Annotated in this window: 14 protein-coding genes, 2 tRNA genes and 2 pseudogenes; 12 read left to right on the top strand and 6 right to left on the bottom strand. The window is 62.2% G+C overall.

Translation table 11 applies throughout. The features are described 5' to 3' along the window. The first annotated feature begins 11 nt into the window (after positions 1-11). The 3 genes and pseudogenes from FB389_RS10570 to FB389_RS05895 form a co-directional block, all read left to right on the top strand. A complete protein-coding gene (locus FB389_RS10570; protein WP_211344961.1) occupies positions 12-497 on the top strand; it encodes a hypothetical protein in 486 nt (161 codons plus the stop codon). A 485-nt stretch (positions 498-982) separates the two neighbouring features. Beyond that, complete coding sequence (ltrA, locus tag FB389_RS05900; protein ID WP_142111860.1) at positions 983-2,467, top strand: group II intron reverse transcriptase/maturase; 1,485 nt, start codon at positions 983-985, stop codon at positions 2,465-2,467. Positions 2,468-2,574: 107 nt separating this feature from the next. Next, positions 2,575-3,051, top strand: a pseudogene (locus FB389_RS05895) (transposase); the annotation flags it as partial. A 131-nt stretch (positions 3,052-3,182) separates the two neighbouring features. On the opposite strand, the gene FB389_RS05890 reads toward FB389_RS05895, so the two are convergent. The 4 genes from FB389_RS05890 to FB389_RS05875 all read right to left on the bottom strand — a co-directional run bounded on the left by FB389_RS05890 (position 3,183) and on the right by FB389_RS05875 (position 6,645). Continuing rightward, positions 3,183-4,229: a hypothetical protein gene (locus tag FB389_RS05890; RefSeq protein WP_142111858.1), complete on the bottom strand. Its 1,047-nt coding sequence runs from the start codon at positions 4,227-4,229 to the stop codon at positions 3,183-3,185. Further along, entirely contained in the window at positions 4,219-4,851 is a 633-nt protein-coding gene (locus FB389_RS05885; RefSeq protein ID WP_142111856.1) for an ATP-binding cassette domain-containing protein, read from the bottom strand. The genes FB389_RS05890 and FB389_RS05885 overlap by 11 nt, the downstream gene beginning before the upstream one ends. Further along, complete coding sequence (locus FB389_RS05880) at positions 4,842-6,014, bottom strand: efflux RND transporter periplasmic adaptor subunit (RefSeq protein WP_142111854.1); 1,173 nt, start codon at positions 6,012-6,014, stop codon at positions 4,842-4,844. Before FB389_RS05880 ends, FB389_RS05885 begins: the two co-directional genes overlap by 10 nt. Positions 6,015-6,261: 247 nt before the next feature. Beyond that, the gene (locus tag FB389_RS05875) at positions 6,262-6,645 is read right to left on the bottom strand and encodes a hypothetical protein (protein ID WP_142111852.1); all 384 of its coding nucleotides are present in this window, start codon (positions 6,643-6,645) and stop codon (positions 6,262-6,264) included. 258 nt (positions 6,646-6,903) lie between these two features. On the opposite strand from FB389_RS05875, the gene FB389_RS05870 reads away from it, so the two are divergent. The 6 genes from FB389_RS05870 to FB389_RS05845 all read left to right on the top strand — a co-directional run bounded on the left by FB389_RS05870 (position 6,904) and on the right by FB389_RS05845 (position 12,428). Further along, positions 6,904-7,407 carry a hypothetical protein gene (locus FB389_RS05870; RefSeq protein WP_142111850.1) on the top strand — a complete coding sequence of 168 codons (504 nt, stop codon included), beginning with the start codon at positions 6,904-6,906 and terminating at the stop codon, positions 7,405-7,407. A 111-nt stretch (positions 7,408-7,518) separates the two neighbouring features. Then, positions 7,519-8,193, top strand: coding sequence for a hypothetical protein (locus FB389_RS05865; RefSeq protein ID WP_142111848.1), 675 nt, complete (start codon positions 7,519-7,521; stop codon positions 8,191-8,193). Between the two features lie 378 nt (positions 8,194-8,571). Continuing rightward, positions 8,572-9,114 (top strand): hypothetical protein, encoded by a 543-nt coding sequence (locus tag FB389_RS05860; RefSeq protein ID WP_142111847.1) that lies wholly within the window; start codon positions 8,572-8,574, stop codon positions 9,112-9,114. A gap of 154 nt (positions 9,115-9,268) precedes the next feature. After that, on the top strand, positions 9,269-9,976 hold the full coding sequence (locus FB389_RS05855) for a signal peptidase I (RefSeq protein WP_170207896.1): 708 nt from the start codon (positions 9,269-9,271) through the stop codon (positions 9,974-9,976). Positions 9,977-10,016: 40 nt separating this feature from the next. Then, complete coding sequence (locus tag FB389_RS05850) at positions 10,017-10,937, top strand: SipW-dependent-type signal peptide-containing protein (RefSeq protein ID WP_170207895.1); 921 nt, start codon at positions 10,017-10,019, stop codon at positions 10,935-10,937. Positions 10,938-10,997: 60 nt separating this feature from the next. Next, positions 10,998-12,428: a threonine/serine exporter family protein gene (locus FB389_RS05845; protein WP_246043546.1), complete on the top strand. Its 1,431-nt coding sequence runs from the start codon at positions 10,998-11,000 to the stop codon at positions 12,426-12,428. A 166-nt stretch (positions 12,429-12,594) separates the two neighbouring features. On the opposite strand, the gene FB389_RS05840 is transcribed toward FB389_RS05845, so the two are convergent. Next, positions 12,595-13,947 (bottom strand): lactate/malate family dehydrogenase, encoded by a 1,353-nt coding sequence (locus tag FB389_RS05840; RefSeq protein ID WP_142111841.1) that lies wholly within the window; start codon positions 13,945-13,947, stop codon positions 12,595-12,597. A gap of 164 nt (positions 13,948-14,111) precedes the next feature. On the opposite strand from FB389_RS05840, the gene FB389_RS05835 reads away from it, so the two are divergent. The 3 genes from FB389_RS05835 to FB389_RS05825 all read left to right on the top strand — a co-directional run bounded on the left by FB389_RS05835 (position 14,112) and on the right by FB389_RS05825 (position 18,856). Beyond that, a tRNA-Ser gene (locus FB389_RS05835) sits at positions 14,112-14,200 on the top strand. Positions 14,201-14,475: 275 nt separating this feature from the next. After that, positions 14,476-14,548: transfer RNA gene (locus FB389_RS05830), tRNA-Arg, on the top strand. 366 nt (positions 14,549-14,914) lie between these two features. Then, positions 14,915-18,856 carry an alpha-L-rhamnosidase-related protein gene (locus FB389_RS05825; protein ID WP_142111839.1) on the top strand — a complete coding sequence of 1,314 codons (3,942 nt, stop codon included), beginning with the start codon at positions 14,915-14,917 and terminating at the stop codon, positions 18,854-18,856. Positions 18,857-19,039: 183 nt separating this feature from the next. Here the strand turns inward: FB389_RS05825 and FB389_RS05820 are convergent. Then, positions 19,040-20,232 (bottom strand): annotated as a pseudogene (locus FB389_RS05820) (IS3 family transposase). Between the last annotated feature and the right edge of the window lie 310 nt (positions 20,233-20,542).

Genomic DNA, 20,542 nt, shown 5'->3' with positions numbered 1-20,542 from the left:
TCTACCCGCTCGTGACAGAGCTCGCCGAAGCAGAGATCCCTGTGACGGTGACGTGTCGGGTATTGAAGCTCTCCCGCCAGCCCTACTACCGGTGGCTGGCTGCCCCCATCACCCCCAGCGAGTTGGTGGAGGCGTATCGCGCGAACGCGATCTTCGACGCGCACCGCGACGACCCGGAGTTCGGGCACCGGCTCCTCGCCGACGAGGCCCGCGAAGCCGGGCAGGCGATGGAGGACCGGACCGCGTGGCGGATCGCGTCGAGCAACGGCTGGCTAAGCGCGTTCGGCAAGCCCAAGCGGGGCAAGCACCGCAGGCCTGGCCCGCCCGTCCACGACGATCTCTGCGCTGTCGTCGACGAGCATGGCCGGACCCGGCATGTGTTCACCGCCGACGCACCGAACCAGCTGTGGCTGACGGACATCGAGCGCCACGAGGTGCTCTCGAACCTTGCGGTGGTGAAAGGACACCGCTCGATGCCTGTCGCAGCAGGCGTGTGATAGCTGGAGGACGATCTGGCCCGTTGGCGTGAGCGGGTTGGGTGGAGCAGTCCTCGACAACGACGAGTCGTGCCAGAACTGCCAGATGGTACGGGCTCGGCTAGCGAGACGGAGAGGCATACGGATAGGAACCAGTGGCTGAAAGCCCCTCAATACGAGACCACCGACTCCAACCTGGCGGATGCGGGTCGGGTTGCATCGCGCACCCTCACTGCTTCGGCGGTGAGGGGAACTCCTGGACTGGGTGATGTCGCCAGTCGGGAGGCCACGGTGAAAGCCTGCGGCGTAGCCGTGGCGAGGATGCTGGGGCATAACTGGGTGCCGATCCCGTCGAAGGGTTCGAGAGTGAACGTGGGAACCATCCCGGTCTCGCCGGAGGTGCGTCGCCGCCAGCGACGACACCGACGGCTGAGCGCACGGCCTGCTGATCGGGCCGGGATGGGACGGAGGGCCCGTAGTAGTCCGAGGCTGGGAAAGCCGGTCGCATGGCGAAGGGGTCCAGTGTGATCGCAGGATCGACAAGCGGTAAAGGAGACACAGCCGTGAATGCGGATGTTTCGTGGCCAGCCGACACTTCGGAGGCGTGGGCACGGGTACTGAGAATGCAGACGAAACTGCACCAATGGGCGACGACCGACCCCGGTCGTCGTTTCGATGATGTGTTCAACCTGGTCTATGACCCCGGCTTCCTCGTTGCGGCGTGGAATCGGGTGGCGGGCAACAAGGGAGGTCGCACCGCCGGAGTTGACGGAATCGCCCCGCGATCCGTCCCACCGGAGAAGGTGCACGGGATGCTCGCCGAGCTGCGCGAGAGCGTCAAGCGCGGCGAGTTCGTCCCCGAACGGGTGCGTCAGAAGTCGATCCCGAAAGCGAACGGCAAGGTCCGCAAGCTCGGGATTCCGACGATGACGGACCGGATCGTTCAAGCCTCTCTGAAGCTGGTGTTGGAACCAATATTCGAGGCCGACTTCCAGCCGTCCTCGTATGGGTTCCGGCCGCGCAGGCGGGCGCAGGACGCGATCGCGGAGATCCACTTCTACGCCTCACGTGGCTACGTGCAGGTGTTTGAAGCGGACATCACCGCGTGCTTCGACGAGATCGATCACGACGCGCTCATGCAGCGCGTCCGGGCGAGGATCGTCGACAAGCGCGTGTTGCGCCTGGTCCGCGGGTTCCTGAGAGCGGGTGTCCTCAGTGAGGACGGCGTGAACAGGGACACCTACACCGGCACCCCGCAAGGCGGGATCCTGTCGCCGCTACTGGCGAACATCGCCCTGTCCGTGGTGGACGAGCACTTCCAACGCAAGTGGGATGCGCTCGGCCCGCAATGGTCGCGCACGAAGCATCAACGCGCCGGGGGCGCGACGATGAAGCTGGTCCGCTACGCGGACGACTTCGTCGTCCTCGTCCGAGGCACCCGCGAGGATGCCGACGCGCTCTGGGACGAAGTCGCCGCGGTGCTCGCGCCGATGGGTTTGCGCCTGTCGGCCGAGAAGACGACGGTCACGCACATAGACACCGGGTTCGACTTCCTCGGGTGGCACATCCAGCGCCGCCGGATCAGAGGTCACGGTGGGAAGACCGCGATCTACACCTACCCCTCACGGAAGTCGCTGGCTTCCATCCGGGACAAGGTGCGGACGCTGACCCGCCGGGCATCCCATCGAACGCTCGCAGACCTGCTGCGCCGACTCAACCCGACGCTGCGGGGCTGGTGCGCCTACTTCCAGCACGGCGTCGTCAAACACCTCTTCAGCTATCTCGACCGGTTCGCCTTCTGGCGGATCGTGGGCTGGCTGAAGAAGCGGCACCCGAAGCTGAACATGCGCACCCTCGTCAGGCGACTTCTGCCCCGGTGGCAGATCCGCGCCGAAGGGATCGAGTTCTTCCGCGCCTGGCAGGTTCCCGTGACCCGCTACCGCTACCGAGGAACCCGCATCCCAAACCCCTGGGCGAGCGTCACGGCGTGATCACGTGGAGAGCCGGATGCTCAGGAATGGGCACGTCCGGTTCGGAGGGCGGCCAGCAGAAACCCATCCAGCGGCAACGCGGGCAGGGCGCTGCTGGCCGACCCTACACCGAGCACAAGACCGCGGAAGGCAAGCTCTACCTGTGCGCGATCAAGGACGTGTTCTCGGGGCGGATCGTGGGGTACTCGATCGACTCGCAGATGAAGTCCCGTCTGGCCGTTCAGGCGCTCGAGAACGCCGCCTCGATGCGCGGCGACGTCGCCGGCTGCGTCGTCCACTCCGACCGCGGATCTTAGTTCCGCAGCCGGAAGATGCTCCGCGCCCTGGCCCGCTACCACATGGTCGGATCCATGGGAAGAGTCGGCTCGAGCGGGGACAACGCCGCCATGGAGTCATTCTTCGCGCTGCTGCAGAAGAACGTTCTCGACCGCCGAACCTGGACCACCCGTGAGCAGCTGCGCATCGCGATGGTGACCTGGATCGAGCGGACCTACCACCGGCGCCGCCGACAGGTGCGCCTGGGGCGTTTGACGCCCATCGAGTTCGAGACCATCATGAACACGACCGTCACACAGGCGGCGTGACTACAACCTGTCACCTATCCGTGCAGCAGTCCCAGGAATCGTTCTAAGCTGGGGTTACCAGCGCCCAAGAACTGGTTGAAATCAAATGAGCTGAGTCTCCACTAAACCCAGGGCGCTTCAGTGTGCGTTGGCTAACGGTCTTTGGCTAGGTTTGTTGGTTGGCGCCAGGGGATGTCGATGGTGAACAGGCAGCCGGCGATCGTCCACGTCAGGCCGCTGGCCAGACCGGAAAGTACTACGGCATCGGGACTGATCGGGTATCCGAGCAGTCCCGTTACGACCGAACCCGCAGCGGCGGCCGAGGCGAGGGTGCCGCCCAGGAGCGCTTGTTCGGTCAAGATTAGTGCTGCGAGCGTGCGTCCGGATGTGCCGGAGAGGCGATAGGCGGCGAACTCGCTGAGCCGCACTCGGTCGATCACCGCAGCCGCGAACCCGCCCAGCAGGCCGATGAGGAGCGGCAAGAAGCGTGACACGCGGGAGAGGTAGGTGGTGATGGGGTTGATGTTTTCTTGGTATGCCGAGTTAGCGGCGAGTGGGGCCGAGCCCTCCACGCGGAGGGAGGCCAGCGCCCGGTCTGCGGCTTCTTTAGTGTCGCTGTATGAGTTGAAGATGACTCGGCAGCTGCCGCCGGTGGTGTCAAGCACGTCGAGTGGGACGATGACGGATGAGTTCGTGTCGATCCCTTTGGGCTGTTCGGGCATGATGGTGGCCGTGGAGACGAATCCGTCGGGTAGTTGCAGGTTGAAGTCGGGTCCTGGATCGCGTAGTGCTGAGCCGACCAATGCTCCCGCCTGGTGCAGTTCGGGGAAGAGCGTGGCTGAGGCCCGCGAAATCATGACTCCTGTTCCGAGTTGAGGGACATCGAAGAATCCGGAATTGATGACTAAGCCTGCGCGTTCGACGCCTGCCTGGTTGGTCAGCGCTTCGCACGATTGACGGTCTATCTTTACCGGTATCTCCGGGTCCTGGGACGTGTAGTTATAGACCAGCCGACCATCTAATTGAAGGTCGGCAAGTTGGGTTTGCAGTCCGGATGCTTCGATAGCGCTGATGGTCGCTAGGCCCGATCCAGCAAGGGCCGCTAGTACCAGGGCCGGAAACAACTTCGCGCGAATGTCGAAGACGTTCCGCACTGCCTCGTGTATCAGCGGGCCGATCCGCCACTTGTCACGCTGCATGGAGCACGTCCTGGCGTAGGTTGATCTCGTGTTCGGCGGCTTCCACGAGTAATGGATCGTGGGTCGCCACAATGATGGTTGCGCGTGAGCGTAGTTCAAAAAGGAGTTCGGCAACCCGCCGGGTATTTGTCGCGTCAAGGGATGCGGAGGGCTCGTCGGCAAAAACCAAAGGTTTGTGGGTGGCCAGCGCGCGCGCAAAGTTCACCCGCTGCAACTCCCCGCCCGATAGTGAACGAGCCACCTTATGCGCCAAATCACTCAGCCCAACCTGATCGAGCGCGTGCAGGGCGTCGCGTTTTGCTTGGCTCCAGCGGGCGCCGTCGGCGAGCGATCCGATCATGACGTTTTCAAGGGCAGTGCGTCCACCCAATGCGTTGGACCCCTGGGGAACCCAGGCGACCATCGACGCATCCAATGGCACGGAACCGCGTTCATCGACGCCAGTGATAGTGCCCGCCTTGAGGTTGATGTAGCCGGCCATCGCCGCAAGTAGGGACGATTTACCCGACCCCGACGGACCCACAAGAGCGGTCACCTTGCCGTCCGGAAAATCGGCATCCAGGCCCTCGAAAACAATGCGTTTGCCAAAACCCAGGCTCGCGCCCCGCACCTCTACCCGCATGTCGTCAACACCTGCTCGGTCAGGGCACTGGGATCACGCACCACCTGCTGACCAATGAGGTCCTTGGGTACGCCGATGCTCCCTAATTCGCCGCGGATGAGCGAGACCGAATCCAAACGAATCGGGTCATATGACGCGCCACCACTAGAGGTGAAGACGCAGGTTGTCCCGTTAAGGCTCGCGTAGATAGCCGTTGCAGGGACCGCGCCGGTTTCGGTGACCTGCTTAGCGCCGATGGATGCACCGTTGAAATACTCCTGCGAGGTCGTTGTGCCTGCGGCGTTGCCGCTGCCATCATCCGTAGGTTGGTGAGTGGACATTAGCCCGTCTGTGACAGCTGTTGTCAAAAACTTATAGAAGGACGAGATCTGGTCTTCCGGGATCACCGCGTTCGTCACAGCAAAACTTTGGTCACCGACCCGCAGAACATAACTTTGAGTCTCATCAAGGGTTACTACCTGACCGCTATCTGGGGACACTAGCGAAATCGCTGCGGGCGGGCCGCTGACCGTTGCGACTTCCGTGCCCGGGGTCACCTCCTGGCCGACCACCAAAGCAGTGGACTTCACGATCGACACGTCCCGGGGGATGAAGGCCACGTAATCGAGTGAAAAAGCACCCGTGTCCTTGACCGCGAGGACATCCTTTTGGAGCTTTTTCACTCCCGCCTCGATCTGGGTGGTGTATTCATCTGAGACATGTGAATCGCTCAGGACCCCGCACGCTACGAGGTATGTCGCAAGTGCCTTCACATCCGCTCCTTTGTCTTTGAGCGCTAGATCGCGATACAAGGGCGAATCGGCTCGATACGCAAGGACCGGGCGTGCGTTCACCCGAAACAGCGTCCGGCACTGCTTAACCTTGTCACCCGGTGCCACATCTACGGACGTCACCAATCCGCTCGCGCGCGTTGTCACTGTGGCCGCGCGCCCGTAACTCACCAGGGCTGAAACCTCAGTGCGCAGGTCGTTGGAGCGCGAACCGACTGGCACTAGTTCGGGTTGAGGAGCCGCAACACTGCGCTCCTCAGCCCGACTAATTGCGGGATTAACGACATACAGGACCGCAAGCGGCACCAACCACGCCACGACAAGCGGCAACACGAACCACGCAGAACGCCACCACCCACGACCCTGCCGCCCCGACGATTCATGCTTACTCATTAAGACACATCCTTACCTTCGGATTGCACGAATGTCGACGGTGACAGTCGCGCGCCCGGCCTCTTGGCTTTCTGGCCTACAAGAGCCGGTCAGATTCTGAGTCTACACACGCCAACCGCCCTCTTGGCGGAACACGAGTAACACAGCCTGAACTTGCAGGATCTAGCAAACGCCCCTACGAGTGAGCGATCTGAGAACTGACAAAAGTGGTGGGCCGCGATAACGCGGCCCACCACACCCCATCATCTCAGTACGTGTTAACGGTGTACGTTGCACCGTTCTTCGGGACGCTATGTTGCGCTTGAACAATCGTGTAATTTCCGGTGCTGGTTTGTACAACGCTCAAACCGGTGGGCCCACTCGATTTCCAGGTCATCCAAGTCTGGCCGCCCCCAGAGGTTTCATACTTGATCCTGACCTTATATGGCGGACACGTCGGTCCTGTGGTGTGTTGCGTACCGGCCTTGTGTGTGGAGTTGTTGTTCCACGCCTGGAACTGACCGTAGATGCCGGCCGTGCCGCAGTACAACTCGTTGATGGTTTGGGTTGCCTGCGCGGGTGCCCCACCCAATACCGCACCCATCATGACCAGCGCTGCCAGTAGTGTGGCAAGCCTCGTGCGTCGTTGCATCGATTTTCTCCTGATCCTGATCAACACCATCGGTGTTGAGGTCTACAATCTGTAGAACCGCTTCCACGGTAGCATGGTTCACAGGATTCAGTACTCAAGATGTATGGAGTAAATGACATGGTTCGCTCTGTTGCCTACCCTCACTCCTTGCCACGCCCAGGCAAGTGGCTTGCCGCCGTAACCCTCCTTCTTGTTGGTCCTTTGATGCTCAGTGCTTGCTCCGCTGGAGGGGGTGCAGAGGCTACCTATGCCACGGCCATGCCGACCGCGGCTGGCACAGTCCTTGAAGGCAAAGACAACACCTACGACCCGGTAGCCGTGGCCAACAACATGGGCATCCAACTATCCGAACAGCAACTCGAAGCCCTAGCAGATGGCGAAGTCACCTACGACGAATACCAAGAAGCCGCGCAACGCATGAAGGCCTGTGCCGACGCGGCGGGGGTGAAATTCGAGTTCATGGGCGAAGAAAACCAGGTCATCCAATACCAGGTGGAGGCCGGCGACGAAGCCTTCGACAAGAAATTCAACAACTGCTACGACACACAATTCGCGGCACTCGACGACCTGTGGCAGGGCTACCGGATGAACTGGGGACCAGAAGCCGCGGTGCTCGCAGACTGTATCCGCGCGAAGGGTGAGGAGCCGCGTCTGCTGATTATGGAGAAGATCGAGCAATTGGAACAACTCGGCATGGACCCACAGAGCGAGTGCATCGACCCTAAACTCAACCAAGGACCGAACGCCACCGCCAATCCCTGAGCACGGGCTCCCTCTTCTTCGACATGACGCCGTCCTTTCGACTCAAAAGGAAACGGCATCAAACCTGGGTTGGTTCAGGATTCATTACTCAAAACGTATGGAGTAAATGCCATGGTCCACGCTGACACCTTCCCTCACTCCCACCCACGCCCAGGCAAGTGGTTTGCCGTCGTATCGCTCTTTCTCGTTGGCCCTTCGATGCTCAGCGCTTGTTCCGCTGGAGGGGGTGCGGAGGCCACCTATGCCACGGCCATGCCGACTGCGGCTGGCACAGTCGTTCAAGGCAAGGACAGCACCTACGACCCAGTAGCCGCAGCCGAAAATATGGGCGTCCAACTATCCGAACAGCAACTCGAAGCCCTAGCAGATGGCGAAGTCACCTACGACGAATACCAAAAGGCCGCCCAACGCCTGAAGGCCTGTGCCGACGCGGCGGGGGTGAAATTCGAGTTCACAGGCGACGAGAACCAAGTCATCCAGTACCGGACCGAGTCTGACGGTGGGCCGCTGGATGCCAAATTCGACGCATGTTATGAAAGTGAATTTGGCGCGCTGAGTATTGTGTGGCAAGGGTATAGAGAGGAATTCGGCCCCCAGGCGGCCGCTCTGGCGGGGTGTATCCGCGAGAAGGGTGAGGAGCCGCGTCTGTTGATCTTGGAGAAGATCGATCAGTTGGAGCAACTCGGTGTGGACCCACAGAGCGAGTGCATCGACCCGAAACTGAATCAAGGACCGAACGCCACCGCTGAGCCCGTCACGCCACAGAATCCCACGTCGGGCCAGTGATCAACACCTGGGATTGAATGGGCAGACGCGGCTAATGCCGTGAGTGTGATTCAGTTCCGTTTGAGCGGCTGCGTCCGGGCACACGCGCGGCAGTATGGTGCCTCGTGTTAATCCAAAGCCTGGGCCACCGCGCTTTAAAAGTTGCGAAACGCAACTCGCGATTATAACAACCGGACAAATCGAACTGACAACGATGTCCAGGGGTGAAATCACCTAAGCGAAACTTTTCATCTCAATGCTGACGATGGACTATGGAAATAGGCGAAGTGAACAACGCGCAATAGTCGTGAGTTGAGTCACATTGGCTACTAGTGTCGCAGCAGGCGCGGGCGGCTCCTGTCTCATTACAGCGCCCAATTATGATCGGGAGGGGTCAAAATGAACGCCAATGACAAGACCAATGACCGCGAGAGGCGCCGCAAGCGCAGGGCGATCGCAAAGTTCGGATTAGCAGGGGTAGCGCTTCTGGGAATCGGCGCTGCAATGACGTCCGCGGCGTGGACGGACGACGCATGGTTCACCGGCAACGCTGAGGCTGCCACCGTCGAACTGCAAGGCAGCCTGCAAACGGGCAGCGGGTTTATCGACGCTGACACATCGGGTGGCGCAGTGGCGATCCCGACCACAGCATTTAAGGACATCAACCAAGGTGCCAACAAGTCGGTGACCCTTTACCTCAAGAACACGGGTAGCGTGCCGGTGACCCTGTCAGGCGGTGCCAGCGACCCCACTTTGAGTGGTGCGATTTTCGCCGGGGCCGACCCCGCCGACGTCACCGTCAGCGCCCCCGCGTCCGCGACTCTGGCAGCGGGCGCGGAAACCTCGTTCACCGTCACCTTGACAACGGACGCAAACTGGCCCGACACCTATCAGGGGACTGCCGGAACGATCACGCTCCACTTCACGGGCACTTCGTCCTAATAGGGGCGCGTTGCAGCCTTAACAGGGGCGGGCCGATAGGCAGCGCAGCGCGCCCGCCCGGCAACTGGGCAGCACAACACAAGATGACATAGGGGCGGGGATAGGCGATCATGATCGACGCCTATCCCCGCCCAGGCACAAGGCGGTGATGGAAATGTTCACAGTACTAAGGCGGATCGGCAGCGGGCTGCTGTGGGTCGTGGCCGCCTTGGGCTTGATTTTTGGTCTGGTGTGGATAGCGACCACGGTCGGGCTGATTAAGCCACTCATCGTCGTATCGGGTTCGATGGACCCGGAATACAAGGTCGGGGACCTGCTGATCGACCGCCCCATCGCATCGACAGAGCTGCACGTCGGCCAGACGGCCTCGATTTACACTCCGGTGATCGACAAAACGGTCACGCACCGCATCGTCGCCATCGAAAAGCAAGGCGACGGCACCATAGCGGTTTCCATGAAGGGTGATGCAAATCAAAGCGCCGACGGCGGGCCCTATTACCCGGGCGAAACCGCGTGGACGCCGGCGCTGCGCATCCCGCAGGTGGGCAGGTTGTTCATGGCGCTCACCCATTCGTCCGTCATTGCCCCAGCCGTCTTAGCATTGCTTGCGATGCTCGCATTTTCGTTGATCCCGCGCGATGAGGATGACAGTGAGAACGAGTCCTCCGACCCCGATCCCAACGGGACCGCAACGGCCATCGGTTCCGGCCAGGCGCTAACGGCGTCAATGCGCGGAGCCGCTGCGGCGGCGCCGGGGGCGCGCAGCGCGCCGGAATATGCTGGCGGAAGGGGTGACGGGGACCTCGTCGCCTATATGGCTGCAGGGCGGGTTAGCGCAACCGATCGGTGCGACGATAGGTAAGGCAGCGATTCGCGGTGAAAAGAGACGGAGGGAGCAGGACATGTGGTCGAACAGGCCCGCGACCGGCATCCCCTCGTGGCGCACCATCGTCATCTCGCTTAGTGCGCTGGCCGCGATCGTCGCCGTCGTTGTGGGTGTGCGGACGACCAGTGCGGCGTGGAACGATCAAGCCCATTTTGCGGCGCCGGTTACGGCAGGCACCTGGGATACGATTCGCGCGGCGGACGTGATGCAACCGGGGAACTCCAATACGCAGACCGGACCCGGCGCCTGGACGGTGCCCGCTGCGCCCGAGAGTTCCCACGAAGGATGCGTGCAATTCAACGTCACCGGAACGTCCGCAACTCCCGAAGTATGGGAAGTCCACGCCGACCTGACTAAACCGCCCTTTGCGGGAATGAGCGGATCGGGCGGTTTCTATAATCCGGGCCCGGTGCAGACGACCATAGGGACGCTACCGGGCGATTCAACCACGCTAGTCCTTAGGGGCGTGAGTAACGGCGGATCGACGTGGAACGCGGAATATAACAACAAGTACTTGACCTCATCGCAAACCATCAACGTCAAGATATGTAGCTCCAGCCTGCCCGTCCCGGCGCAGGGTAATTCAAACTGGACAACGATAGCGGTAACCCACGGTACCTGGACTGATACTCAGGCGTGCCTGGTTGTCACTGTAACGGGCACCGTCACCGATACCGACGCCAACCCTTTCTACTTCGGGTGGACGTACGCGCTAGACATGACCCCGGCCAAGCAGCGGATTACGGGGGCGGGTAAAACCGTCAACTATGTTGGGTGGGTTCCGTCCGTCGGGGACGGCGGGAATGATTGGTCGATTGGGTTGGCGCCCGCGCACAACAATCCCGTCGCGAACACCTACACGGTCACCTCGAAGAGGACTACGGCCGTGCGCGGGACGGGCACTGTCACCGTGACGGCCTGCGTGTACGGGTGGTGAGCCGGGGATGCGGGACCCAGGACCGTGCGCGCGGGGGCAAACATGGGCCACAATCGAACAATGAGCATGGATAATCCGCTGCCCGACCCCGCGGCTTCCTTGTCTGCGCGGGACACGACACCGGCCGCCACGACGGGGCAGTCGCCCGCGACGGCGGAGCCCGGGCAGTCGCCCGCCGCCTGCCCATGCGGGCAAGCACAGGCCGCACCTGAACAGGAGCACCTGCTCGAACCGGTGCAGTTGATCCGGCAGGCCAGCACGGCGCTGCGCGCGGGCCGCCTGATGCTTGCCGCCGGGTGCGGCAGCTACCGCGTGCGGTCGGCGATGAATCACACCGCCAAGGCTCTGGGACTGGACCGCGTCGAATCGCAGGTGTCCGTCACGGACATTACGGCCACCGCCTGGAAGGGTGAGATTTTCCGCACCGAGGTGGTCCAGGGCCGCGGGATCGGCGTCAATTCCGCCCGCATTGTCGAACTCGAAAACTACACCAGCAACCTCACCGACGCCACGGTTGAGGAAGTCGATCAGTTCCTCGATGAGGTCGAGGCCCGCCCCCACCTGTATTCAACCTTCGTATCCGGCGCGTTTTCCGGCCTGGCATGCGCGGGGTTCGCGTTCCTGAACAAGGGCGGCGCCATTGAATGCGCCATCGTTTTCGTCGCCGCGATGCTGGGGCACATTGTCCGGCGGGTCATGCTGGAACGCCGGTTCAACCAGTTCGCGGTGACGCTCTTCGCGGGGCTGGTCGCCGCGAGCGCGTACCTGCTGGTGGCCAGGGGCCTCTACAGCGCGGGGGTGCTGGCGGATGTGCACGCCAGCGGCTACGTGTCGGCGGTGCTGTTCCTGGTCCCCGGATTTCCGCTGATAACGGCGGCATTGGACCTGTCCCGCATGGACTTTACCGCGGGCATATCAAGGCTTGCCTACGCCCTGATGCTGCTGACGTGCGCCGCGATCAGCGTGTGGGTCGTATCGGCATTATTCGGCTTAGCGCCCAACGAATCCGTGCTGCCACACATGCCCTGGCAGCTCCTTTTGGCGCTGCGGGTCATCGCCTCGGCGCTGGCCGCTTTCGGATTCGCCATATTGTTCAATAGCCCGGTGCGGTTGGCGCTGTGGGCGGCACTGATCGGGGCCATCGCCAACAGCGTGCGGCTCGAGGCGTTCGACGCGGGCATGATCGCGCAGGCGGCCGCTGGTATAGGCGGGCTGTTGGTGGGAATCCTGGCAAACATCATTGCGCCGCGAATCAAGGTGCCGCGGCTGACCCTATGCGTCCCCGCGGTCGTCATCATGGTCCCGGGTGCCGCGGTGTACCGCGCCATCTACTACCTGAACGACTCCCAGACGCTCGAGGCCATGGCCTGGGGCGTCCAGGCCGCCTTTGTCGTTCTGGCCCTGGCCATTGGCTTGATGCTTGCCCGCACGGTCACGGACCGCGATTGGGGTTCGGTTGCGTGGTTCCGCAGCGGTAGGGCCCCGCGCTAGGAATCGCCGTATTGCCGACGAGGCCGCCCCTCCCGTTCGCGCGTCCTCGAAAATATGCATGCGGTTTGGGGCTACTGGTGCATGTGGACTGGGACTAGCAACTGGAGTCCGTCGTGGTCAAGCCCGGTCTGGCGATTCCGTTGGTAACTAGCCGATAGCTTTTTGTTTACGCGCGGCGCATCGTCACCGATTCGATGACGGCCAGTCGGTCGATGGTGCGCGCCAGGACGCGTTGTAGGCGCGGCGACGATGTGAACGCGATTCGCATGGCGCCGACCCCGTCTGCGACGTCGAGCGTGGCGAACGATTCGAAGTTCACGCCGCGGCTGGAAAACACGGACGCCAATGCGGTTAGGGTGCCCGTCTGGTCGGCGCCGCGCACGTCGGCGATCCACTCGATTTGTTCGGCGTAATCATCTTCCTCCCGCCGCGCGCAGACGACGGGCTCGACGGTTGCTGCCACCGAATCGACGACCGCAGCGATGCTGCGGGCGGAGGCGGCAAGCAGGGCCTCTTCGTCCGCCGCAAGCGGATCGAGCAGCACGCGCCGCCATCCTTCCGGACCCAAGACCACGGGAACCCCGAGAACCCCGGCGACCGGGGAGCCGAGTAGGGAAATCTCGCCCTCCAGCCGCACCTGGCCCGCGACGACTATGTCGCGGCCGTCCAGCACCGTGTCGACCAGATCGACGGCCGCTCCCGCGGTCCCATTCGCCGTCTTTGAGCCGGACTGGTGCGTCATCCACGGCCGCGCGACTACTCGCAGGTCCGGTGGCCAGGAGTCAATCGTCGCGAATGCCTGTTCCACGTCGAGGGTCGCAATATCGTCGAGAGTGTGGGTGGCCTGGCGGATCTCGTCCACGAATGTTGCAAACGTGCGATCACCCCGCAGGGTTGCCATAGCGGCGATCCGCTCCGCGGTGTCCAGGCCGCGGATGCGTACCGACGACCACAGCGGTACCGCGCCGTTGCCGTGCTGACCGACGACAAAGCCGCCGACGCGCTGGCGGCGCACGCCAAGGGATGCGGCGATCTCGCGCCGGAAGCGCAGCGTGTCGAGCCAAGCTCCCATGCCGATCACGCGGTGGCGATCGAGCCTGCGGGCGACCACATCGACGCCCAATTCGACGGGATTGGAGACCACGATGACGACCTCGTGGCCGGAACCGTAGCGGGCAATTGCGTCCGCGTACGATGCGAAGACGCGGGCGTTTGCGGCGGCCAGGGCGTTGCGGTCAACTGATCCGCCTGCGCGCGCGGGGGCCGTCAGCCCGGCCGCCATCACCACGACATCGGCGACCACGTCCTCGGGCCGCAGGGCGGCATCGATCAGGGGCGCGTGCTCGTCGTAGGCGTCGATCAGGTCCGCCCGCAGGCCGTGCGTGGCCGACGCAGATGCGCCACCCGATCTGCCTACAAGCTGCAGCCGCGAGGTCGGCGGCAGTACGCGCCGTTCGATGAGTTGCGCACAAATCTGCCGACCCACGTCACCTGTCGCGCCGAGCACTGCAACGTCCATGGGGTCAGCGTAATGCGTGCAGGTTTCGGGGGTGTTAGAGAGGCGCGCGTGTCGAGGCCGGGGCGCAGGGGCGCGACGAGGAATCGATGCGGGTCTCGGGCGATGCCGGTTTGGAGACAGGCGGGGTATGCCGCTACGCTTGGGTCGTTCCGTGACGGAACAAAGGAGACGTCGCATAGTCAGGTCTAGTGCGCCACCCTGCTAAGGTGGTAACGGGGCAACCCGTTCGAGGGTTCGAATCCCTCCGTCTCCGCCGCAAGCTCGAATTTGTTGAGGTTTCAACCTCCATGCGACCCTGATCACCTTCTGCGCTGCACGCTATCGGGTCCTGGCGCCGTAGAAGCGACTCTCCCTCCTGAGATGGCCAACTCCGGGTTCGTGTCCGCGGGCCGTCGGCACCCATGGTGAGCTGGGGCCGCCCTACGGGGTCCTGGCGGGCATGTGCGGTCGGAGGGTGCGGTCCCCATTCGCGCCGATTTTGGGTTAAGGCCAAAACGGGGTAGAGTCTTTTCTGGCTCAAGCGGCCATGCGCCCGTAGCTCAACGGATAGAGCATCTGACTACGGATCAGAAGGTTGGGGGTTCGAATCCCTTCGGGCGCACAAGGAAAAGCCCTCTGACCTGCGAAAACGTCGGTCAGAGGGCTTTACTAATTCCGTCCGCGCGTTTTGTCCAGTAACCCTATAGCCCCGCATTGCGATCAGGCGATGTGCGGCGCTGCTCGGCCAACCCGATCGAGCGGTGTGGGGCGCTGCGCGGGTAACGTGATCAATATGCATTCGGTTCGCCACAGGGTGGAACATCCGCGCCACATGGCGTATTCTCACATTACTAAATCGGTTTAGTGCGCACGGTGATGCGCTGTGGCAACGACGCGGTGGCTGCAGCAAGCAGTACGACAAATCATCGATTTCTCGACGGTGAGGAACCCCACGATGGCTTCAGTTAGTCCTAGGCACGCTCGACGCTTGATCGCATTCATTTCCGCGATCGCACTCGCTGTTGGCATTGGCGGTGCCACAAGCGCATCAGCTGCAGGCAATGATCCGGCTCGACAGTCGGCGGTTCAGGCGGCAACCTCCTCGCCCGCCGCAATGAATGCGGATGGTTTGAAGCAGACAGATTCGGACCAGCAGCGTTGGCTATCTGCACCCAATTCACGCATGGTCCTTCAGCCATATGATTACCCGCGCGGCGGCACGGAATTGTCGCAGCACGATTCCGGTGACGCGGCACTTGACGTCGGATTCTTCGCACATGACGACGCGATAAGGCTGAACAATGTCTTGCGGGTTCAGCAAGAGACAACCGTGACCGCACAGACCGAAGATAACCACGTTACTGCGTTCACTGAAGACTTCAACGATGCGCAGGGATGGGATATCGATCAGGTTTCAGTGGCGACCACAGGCGGTCTTGCCACGATCGCTACCGATGACGGCAAAGAGTGGGGCAGCATCAAAAGCCCCACGATCAAGGTCAACGACATTTCCGATGCGCGATACCTCACCGTGAAGGTGACATCCGTGACAAAGAAATGGAACGTCAAAATCAACGACCCGGCAACTGGTGCCGACTTCGACACGTTGTTCCAAGCGGATAGCGCTAAAACGGGGACGTTCACTTTCGACATCGCGAAGACGCTTGGCTGGTCCGGTGCGCACTCGTTCCGCGTCCGCCTGTGGGCAACCGGCGGATCGGGAGCTAGCGCAACCTTCGACTCTGTCACTGTGAGCGGGTGGGCGCAGCCCTTCGTGGACAACTTTGCGCAGGGAGGGTGGGCCTCGTCAACAAATGGCGCGACGATGTCAGGCAACACACTCACGATTCCGAGCGGTGACGGATGGGGCGCGGTGGCAAAGACCGTGACCGTCGCAGATATTGCCGCCACGCCACTACTGACAGTTGACGTCGCGCAGACCTCCGCGAAGTGGGCCCTCAAGATACGTAAGGGATCGAGCGGTAGCGACTTGAGCCCCAACCTGATCGCCGACACGGACAAGACCGGGAAGATAACGGTGAACCTGGCGGAAACCTACGGGTTGAGCGGATCGCAAACATTCGAAATTCGCCTGTTCCAGGTGGGCACCCAGGGCTCGACCACCACGTTCAACTCGGTGAGTATTCATACTGGAGCCACTCCTTATCGCAATGCCTCGGTGCTGACTACCACCTGGTCGCCGTACGCGCTCACATTCACTGGTACCTATGGCAACGACGGCGTCATCAACGGGCGCGATCAGTTCGCCACCGCCGACGCAATGACACGTGTTGTGGACGCATCGCAACTGCTGAAAGGCAACGCCACAATCGGTGGTGAATACGGTCAAGACGCAGCCTACGATGCGGCAAAGAACCTCATCACCTTCACCGCTGACAGTGTGTCTATAAGCAACACCACCTACCCCGACGCCATGGTCACCGCTATCGCGTTGCCGGTCGGTGCTACACCAGTATTCGATGGTGGCGCCGCGGTGCCCAGCGGCAGCAGCGGACAGTGGCATATTTCCATTCCCGCCGGCACTTCAGCGGCCGTTGGTGTCGCTATGATCGCTCGCACGGGTACCGTGGAGGATGCGGTTGCGGCGGCGAAGGCACAGGCCGTTGTGGCGATCAAGGATCCGACGGCTGACTTGGCCACCCAACACCAATGGTGGGACGACTATCTGGCTCGCGTGCCGGCTGCGCAGGACTATTCGTTGCATGGGGTCGACACCGATGGCGTCACCGCAGACCAAATCCGATCTATGTACTACCTGGGCTGGGTCACGCTGGAGATGAATGTCATGCCCGCCACCCCAGAAACAGGCAACAAGTTCGCAAGCGTCGGGACGGGTATGGCGTCACTGTATGACACCGGCACGATCGGCGTTTCAAACTCTGCTAGCTGGGACTCCCTACTGGGGGCGCAGCAACTCGTCCATGTCGATCCGGAGAATGCGTGGCAAACCTTCGAGGGAATGATGGCGCTGGTTGCACCGGATGGAAAGCTAGCGGGCGAATCCCTGCCCAGTCGCAAGGCGCAGACCGCCTGGATCCTGTACCAGGCGACCGGCGACAAAAATCGGCTAGCCGCGGTGTATGACCCATTGGCCCGCCACATGCGGTGGGAAGAAGAGAACATGCGCTGGATGTCAACGGATCACGATGAAACCGACGAGGTGGACAGCGAGTTCACGGCCTCGCTCTACTACGACCTTGCGTACGCCGAAAAGATATCGCGAGTGCTCGGCAAGACCGCCGATGCTGAAGAATGGGTGCAAGGGCGTACGCGGCTGGCGGCCACGTATCAGGACCTATTCTTCCCGGAAGCAGGACGCGATCGTGGATTCACGACCGTGCAAAAGGTCTACCTTGACACGTCGCGTACTTCAGCCCCCGCAGGGATCACCGTGTTCAAGGACCCGGCAACCGGCAGATGGACCGATGCGGGCCACCAGTTCTACACCTCGACCGCCATGGTCGTCGATCAACTCGATGCGCAACACATGGGGTGGGTTGTCGATCGGTTCAATAGTGAGTACGACGCGAATAGGCAGTTCGCCGGATTGGCGCGCGTGGCGCAAAAGGCACCCGACGCGCAGCTGGTCACATACGGACTGCTTTCCCGCGGCGATAGCGATAGGGCAGCCACCTTCATCAACGCCACGATTAGGGATACTGTGCTCTCGAAGTGGTTTGCTGAGGTTTATCGCGAAGGTGGATCAGGCCGCGATAAGACGCCCCAGGTGAGCGGGGTCAGGCCATCGATCTTCGGGGTTACTAACCTGATCGAAGACGTGTGGATTAATAATGGCTACCGCATGGACCAGGGCGACGTCGCTGCTATTAGGCTCGATTCAACTCATACGGGAGGCATCTCGGGGCTTTCGCATGGCGGCACGACCTTTGACATAGATTTAGTCGACGGCGGTGTCGCTTTGAGCGGCTTGACCGATTCTGGCTGCCGCTTCATCGCGCTGACTGCGAGTGGCACGGCTGGCCTTGACGGATGCGTCGGCGACCAGGCCGCCATCACTGTCAATCCCTCATCAGTAGTACAAGGCGGCGAGGTTGAGGTCACCGGGGCAGGGTTTGTTCCCAAGGACGAGATCGCCTTGCGCTGGTCGAATGGGGCTTCGGCAGGTGCGGTCGTCGCAGATGCAAACGGTGCATTCGTGCTCAAGGTGACTGCTCCGGCTGATGCCGGTTCCTACCATCTTGAATCGACCGGTGCGTATTCGACTGCGTCCATTGATGTCACTGTCACGAAGAGCGACGTGCCGGATCCCGGTGATGGGGGGACGGATCCCGGTGACGGGGGGACGGGTACTGGGGGAACTCAGCAGCCCCCGAGCGGTACCGATAAGGGAACAATCTCGATTACCCTCACAAAGCCCGCGAAGGGCTTCACGGTTGGCAAGAAGGCAAGCGTTGTTGTTCGGCTTGTGACCAATCGCACTTGGACCGGTGGATGGCTTGACTTGCAGGTTGCGTCCGACAAGGTCAGGAGGATCTACGTACCCGCAAACAAGGTGGCAACGGTGACGGTGCCTGCGCGTACGCGCGCGGGCTCGGTTGCAATCCGTGGCTCGTTTGCTGGCTCTGAAAAATGGAATGCAACTAGCAACACAGTTGTGGTTCGTGTGGTCAAGGCGAAGGCCCGTCTGAAGGTTTCGGCAAAGCGGAAGCATGGCAGTCACCGGGCGAAAATCGCCATCAGAGTGAAGAAGGTGGGCGGCGTATCTGTCGCTGGCAAGCTGACCGTGCGCGTGGATGGGCGCAAGGCGACGAAGGCGCGTATCGGGCGGTCTGGCAAGGTGACGGTGTCAGTCCGCGCGGCGGCGAATGCGCGTCACAAAGTCATCGTTCGGTATAAGGGGAACGCGGGCTACAGCGCAGCTAAGAAGTCGGTTAAGTTCCGTCTGTGACGGTGGCTGGCCTGTCAGCGTGTGCCCCGAGTGGGCCCTCAGCGGGGGCGGTTGCCTAGCGTCGAGGTGGCGTCGTGCGTGGTGATTGATTGCGGTTAAGCGATACCTGGGTTGGGTTTGTCGTGCCTGATTATGACTGCACCCAATCGCGGGACTGCTGCACGGATAGGTGACAGTTTCTAGTCACGCCGCCAGTGTGACGGTCGTGTTCATGATGGTCTCGAACTCGATGGGCGTCAAACGGCCCAGGCGGGCCTGTCGACGTCGGCGGTGGTAGGTCGGTTCGATCCAGGTCCCGATCGCGATGCGCAACTGCTCACGCGTGGTCCAGGACTGGCGGTCGAGGACGTTGTTCTGCAGGAGCGCGAAGAAGCTCTCCATGGCCGCGTTGTCTCCGCTGGAGCCGACTCGGCCCATGGACCCGATCATGCGGTGACGGGTCAGCGCGCGCAGGAATTTCCTGCTTCGGAATTGAGATCCTCGGTGCGAATGGACCACGCAGCCTGCGACGTCACCGCGCATGGCGACGGCGTTCTCGAGCGCCTGAACAGCCAAACGAGACTTCATTCGGGAGTCGATTGAGTACGCGACGATCCGACCTGAGAACGCGTCTTTGATCGCGCAACAGTAGAGCTTGCCCTCCGCGGTCTTGTGCTCCGTGATGTCCACGAGCCAGAGTTCGTTCGGCGCGTCGGCGGCGAACACCTGCCGGGTCCTGCCGTGCTCGTCGACGACGGCGCAGAGGTCGTCGTGGACGGGCGGGCCCGGCTTGCGGTGCTTGCCGCGCTTGGGTTTCCCGAACGCGCTCCACCAGCCGTTGCTCGCGGCGATCCGCCACGCGGTCCGGTCCGACATTGCTTCGCCCTCATCACGGGCCTCGTCGGCGAGGAGCCGGTGCCCGAGCTCGGGGTCGTCCTGGTGGGCGTCGAACAGCGCGTTCGTGCGATACGCCTCCACCACCTCGCTGGGCGTGATGGGGTCAGCCAGCCACAGGTAGTAGGGCTGGCGGGAGAGCTTGAGAACCCGGCGCGTCACCGCGACGGGGACTCCGTCAGCGGCGAGCTCTGTCACGAGCGGGTAGAGCCTTTTCCCGGCAGGTTCGCCTGCGACAGATACGCCGCCGCCCGCCAAAGGACCTCGTTCTCCTGCTCGAGGAGTCGGATCCGCTTGCGCGCCTCACGGATCTCCGCCGCCTCGGTCCGAGACTGGCCGGGCTTGGCGCTCTCGTCGATGTCGGCGCGACGCAGCCACTTGTGCAGCGTCATCGGGTGGACCCCGAAGTCTTATCCGATCTGCTCGATCGTCACTGCGGGCTCACGGTTGCGGGCGACGCGCACGACGTCATCATGGAATTCGGACGGGTAGGGCTTAGGCACAGCAACATCCTTCCAGACCGCCCTCCCGGGCAAGCCAGATCAGATGTCACCTACTCATGCAGCAGTCCCCTTAAGGATGTCGATGCGCTGGCGAACTCGAAGCATTTCAATCTCGTTCGCCAGGGTCGACATCTAGGCATTTCAAGCGACTTTATGTGAGCGAAGCAGTGATCGGGTGGACATACGCCACAGGGCCACGCTTGCGCGGCCCACTGTAGCCGCGCGTGGAAGCCACTGGGCATCCTCGTGCACGGCCGGTCCGCCGGACATCGGTGTGGCCGAACCTGTCGCACATCCAATAGCGACCGCG

It is taken from the genome of Rarobacter incanus, assembly GCF_006715765.1.
Classification (GTDB): domain Bacteria; phylum Actinomycetota; class Actinomycetes; order Actinomycetales; family Cellulomonadaceae; genus Rarobacter; species Rarobacter incanus.
This window is presented reverse-complemented; position numbering and strand designations above follow the sequence as displayed.

Excerpts from the sequence above, each read along its gene's own strand:
- ltrA (WP_142111860.1), top strand. The coding sequence starts at position 983 with ATGGCGAAGGGGTCCAGTGTGATCGCAGGATCGACAAGCGGTAAAGGA.
- FB389_RS05890 (WP_142111858.1), bottom strand. The coding sequence starts at position 4,229 with ATGCAGCGTGACAAGTGGCGGATCGGCCCGCTGATACACGAGGCAGTG.
- FB389_RS05885 (WP_142111856.1), bottom strand. The coding sequence starts at position 4,851 with ATGCGGGTAGAGGTGCGGGGCGCGAGCCTGGGTTTTGGCAAACGCATT.
- FB389_RS05880 (WP_142111854.1), bottom strand. The coding sequence starts at position 6,014 with ATGAGTAAGCATGAATCGTCGGGGCGGCAGGGTCGTGGGTGGTGGCGT.
- FB389_RS05875 (WP_142111852.1), bottom strand. The coding sequence starts at position 6,645 with ATGCAACGACGCACGAGGCTTGCCACACTACTGGCAGCGCTGGTCATG.
- FB389_RS05870 (WP_142111850.1), top strand. The coding sequence starts at position 6,904 with ATGCCGACCGCGGCTGGCACAGTCCTTGAAGGCAAAGACAACACCTAC.
- FB389_RS05865 (WP_142111848.1), top strand. The coding sequence starts at position 7,519 with ATGGTCCACGCTGACACCTTCCCTCACTCCCACCCACGCCCAGGCAAG.
- FB389_RS05860 (WP_142111847.1), top strand. The coding sequence starts at position 8,572 with ATGAACGCCAATGACAAGACCAATGACCGCGAGAGGCGCCGCAAGCGC.
- FB389_RS05855 (WP_170207896.1), top strand. The coding sequence starts at position 9,269 with ATGTTCACAGTACTAAGGCGGATCGGCAGCGGGCTGCTGTGGGTCGTG.
- FB389_RS05850 (WP_170207895.1), top strand. The coding sequence starts at position 10,017 with ATGTGGTCGAACAGGCCCGCGACCGGCATCCCCTCGTGGCGCACCATC.
- FB389_RS05845 (WP_246043546.1), top strand. The coding sequence starts at position 10,998 with ATGAGCATGGATAATCCGCTGCCCGACCCCGCGGCTTCCTTGTCTGCG.
- FB389_RS05840 (WP_142111841.1), bottom strand. The coding sequence starts at position 13,947 with ATGGACGTTGCAGTGCTCGGCGCGACAGGTGACGTGGGTCGGCAGATT.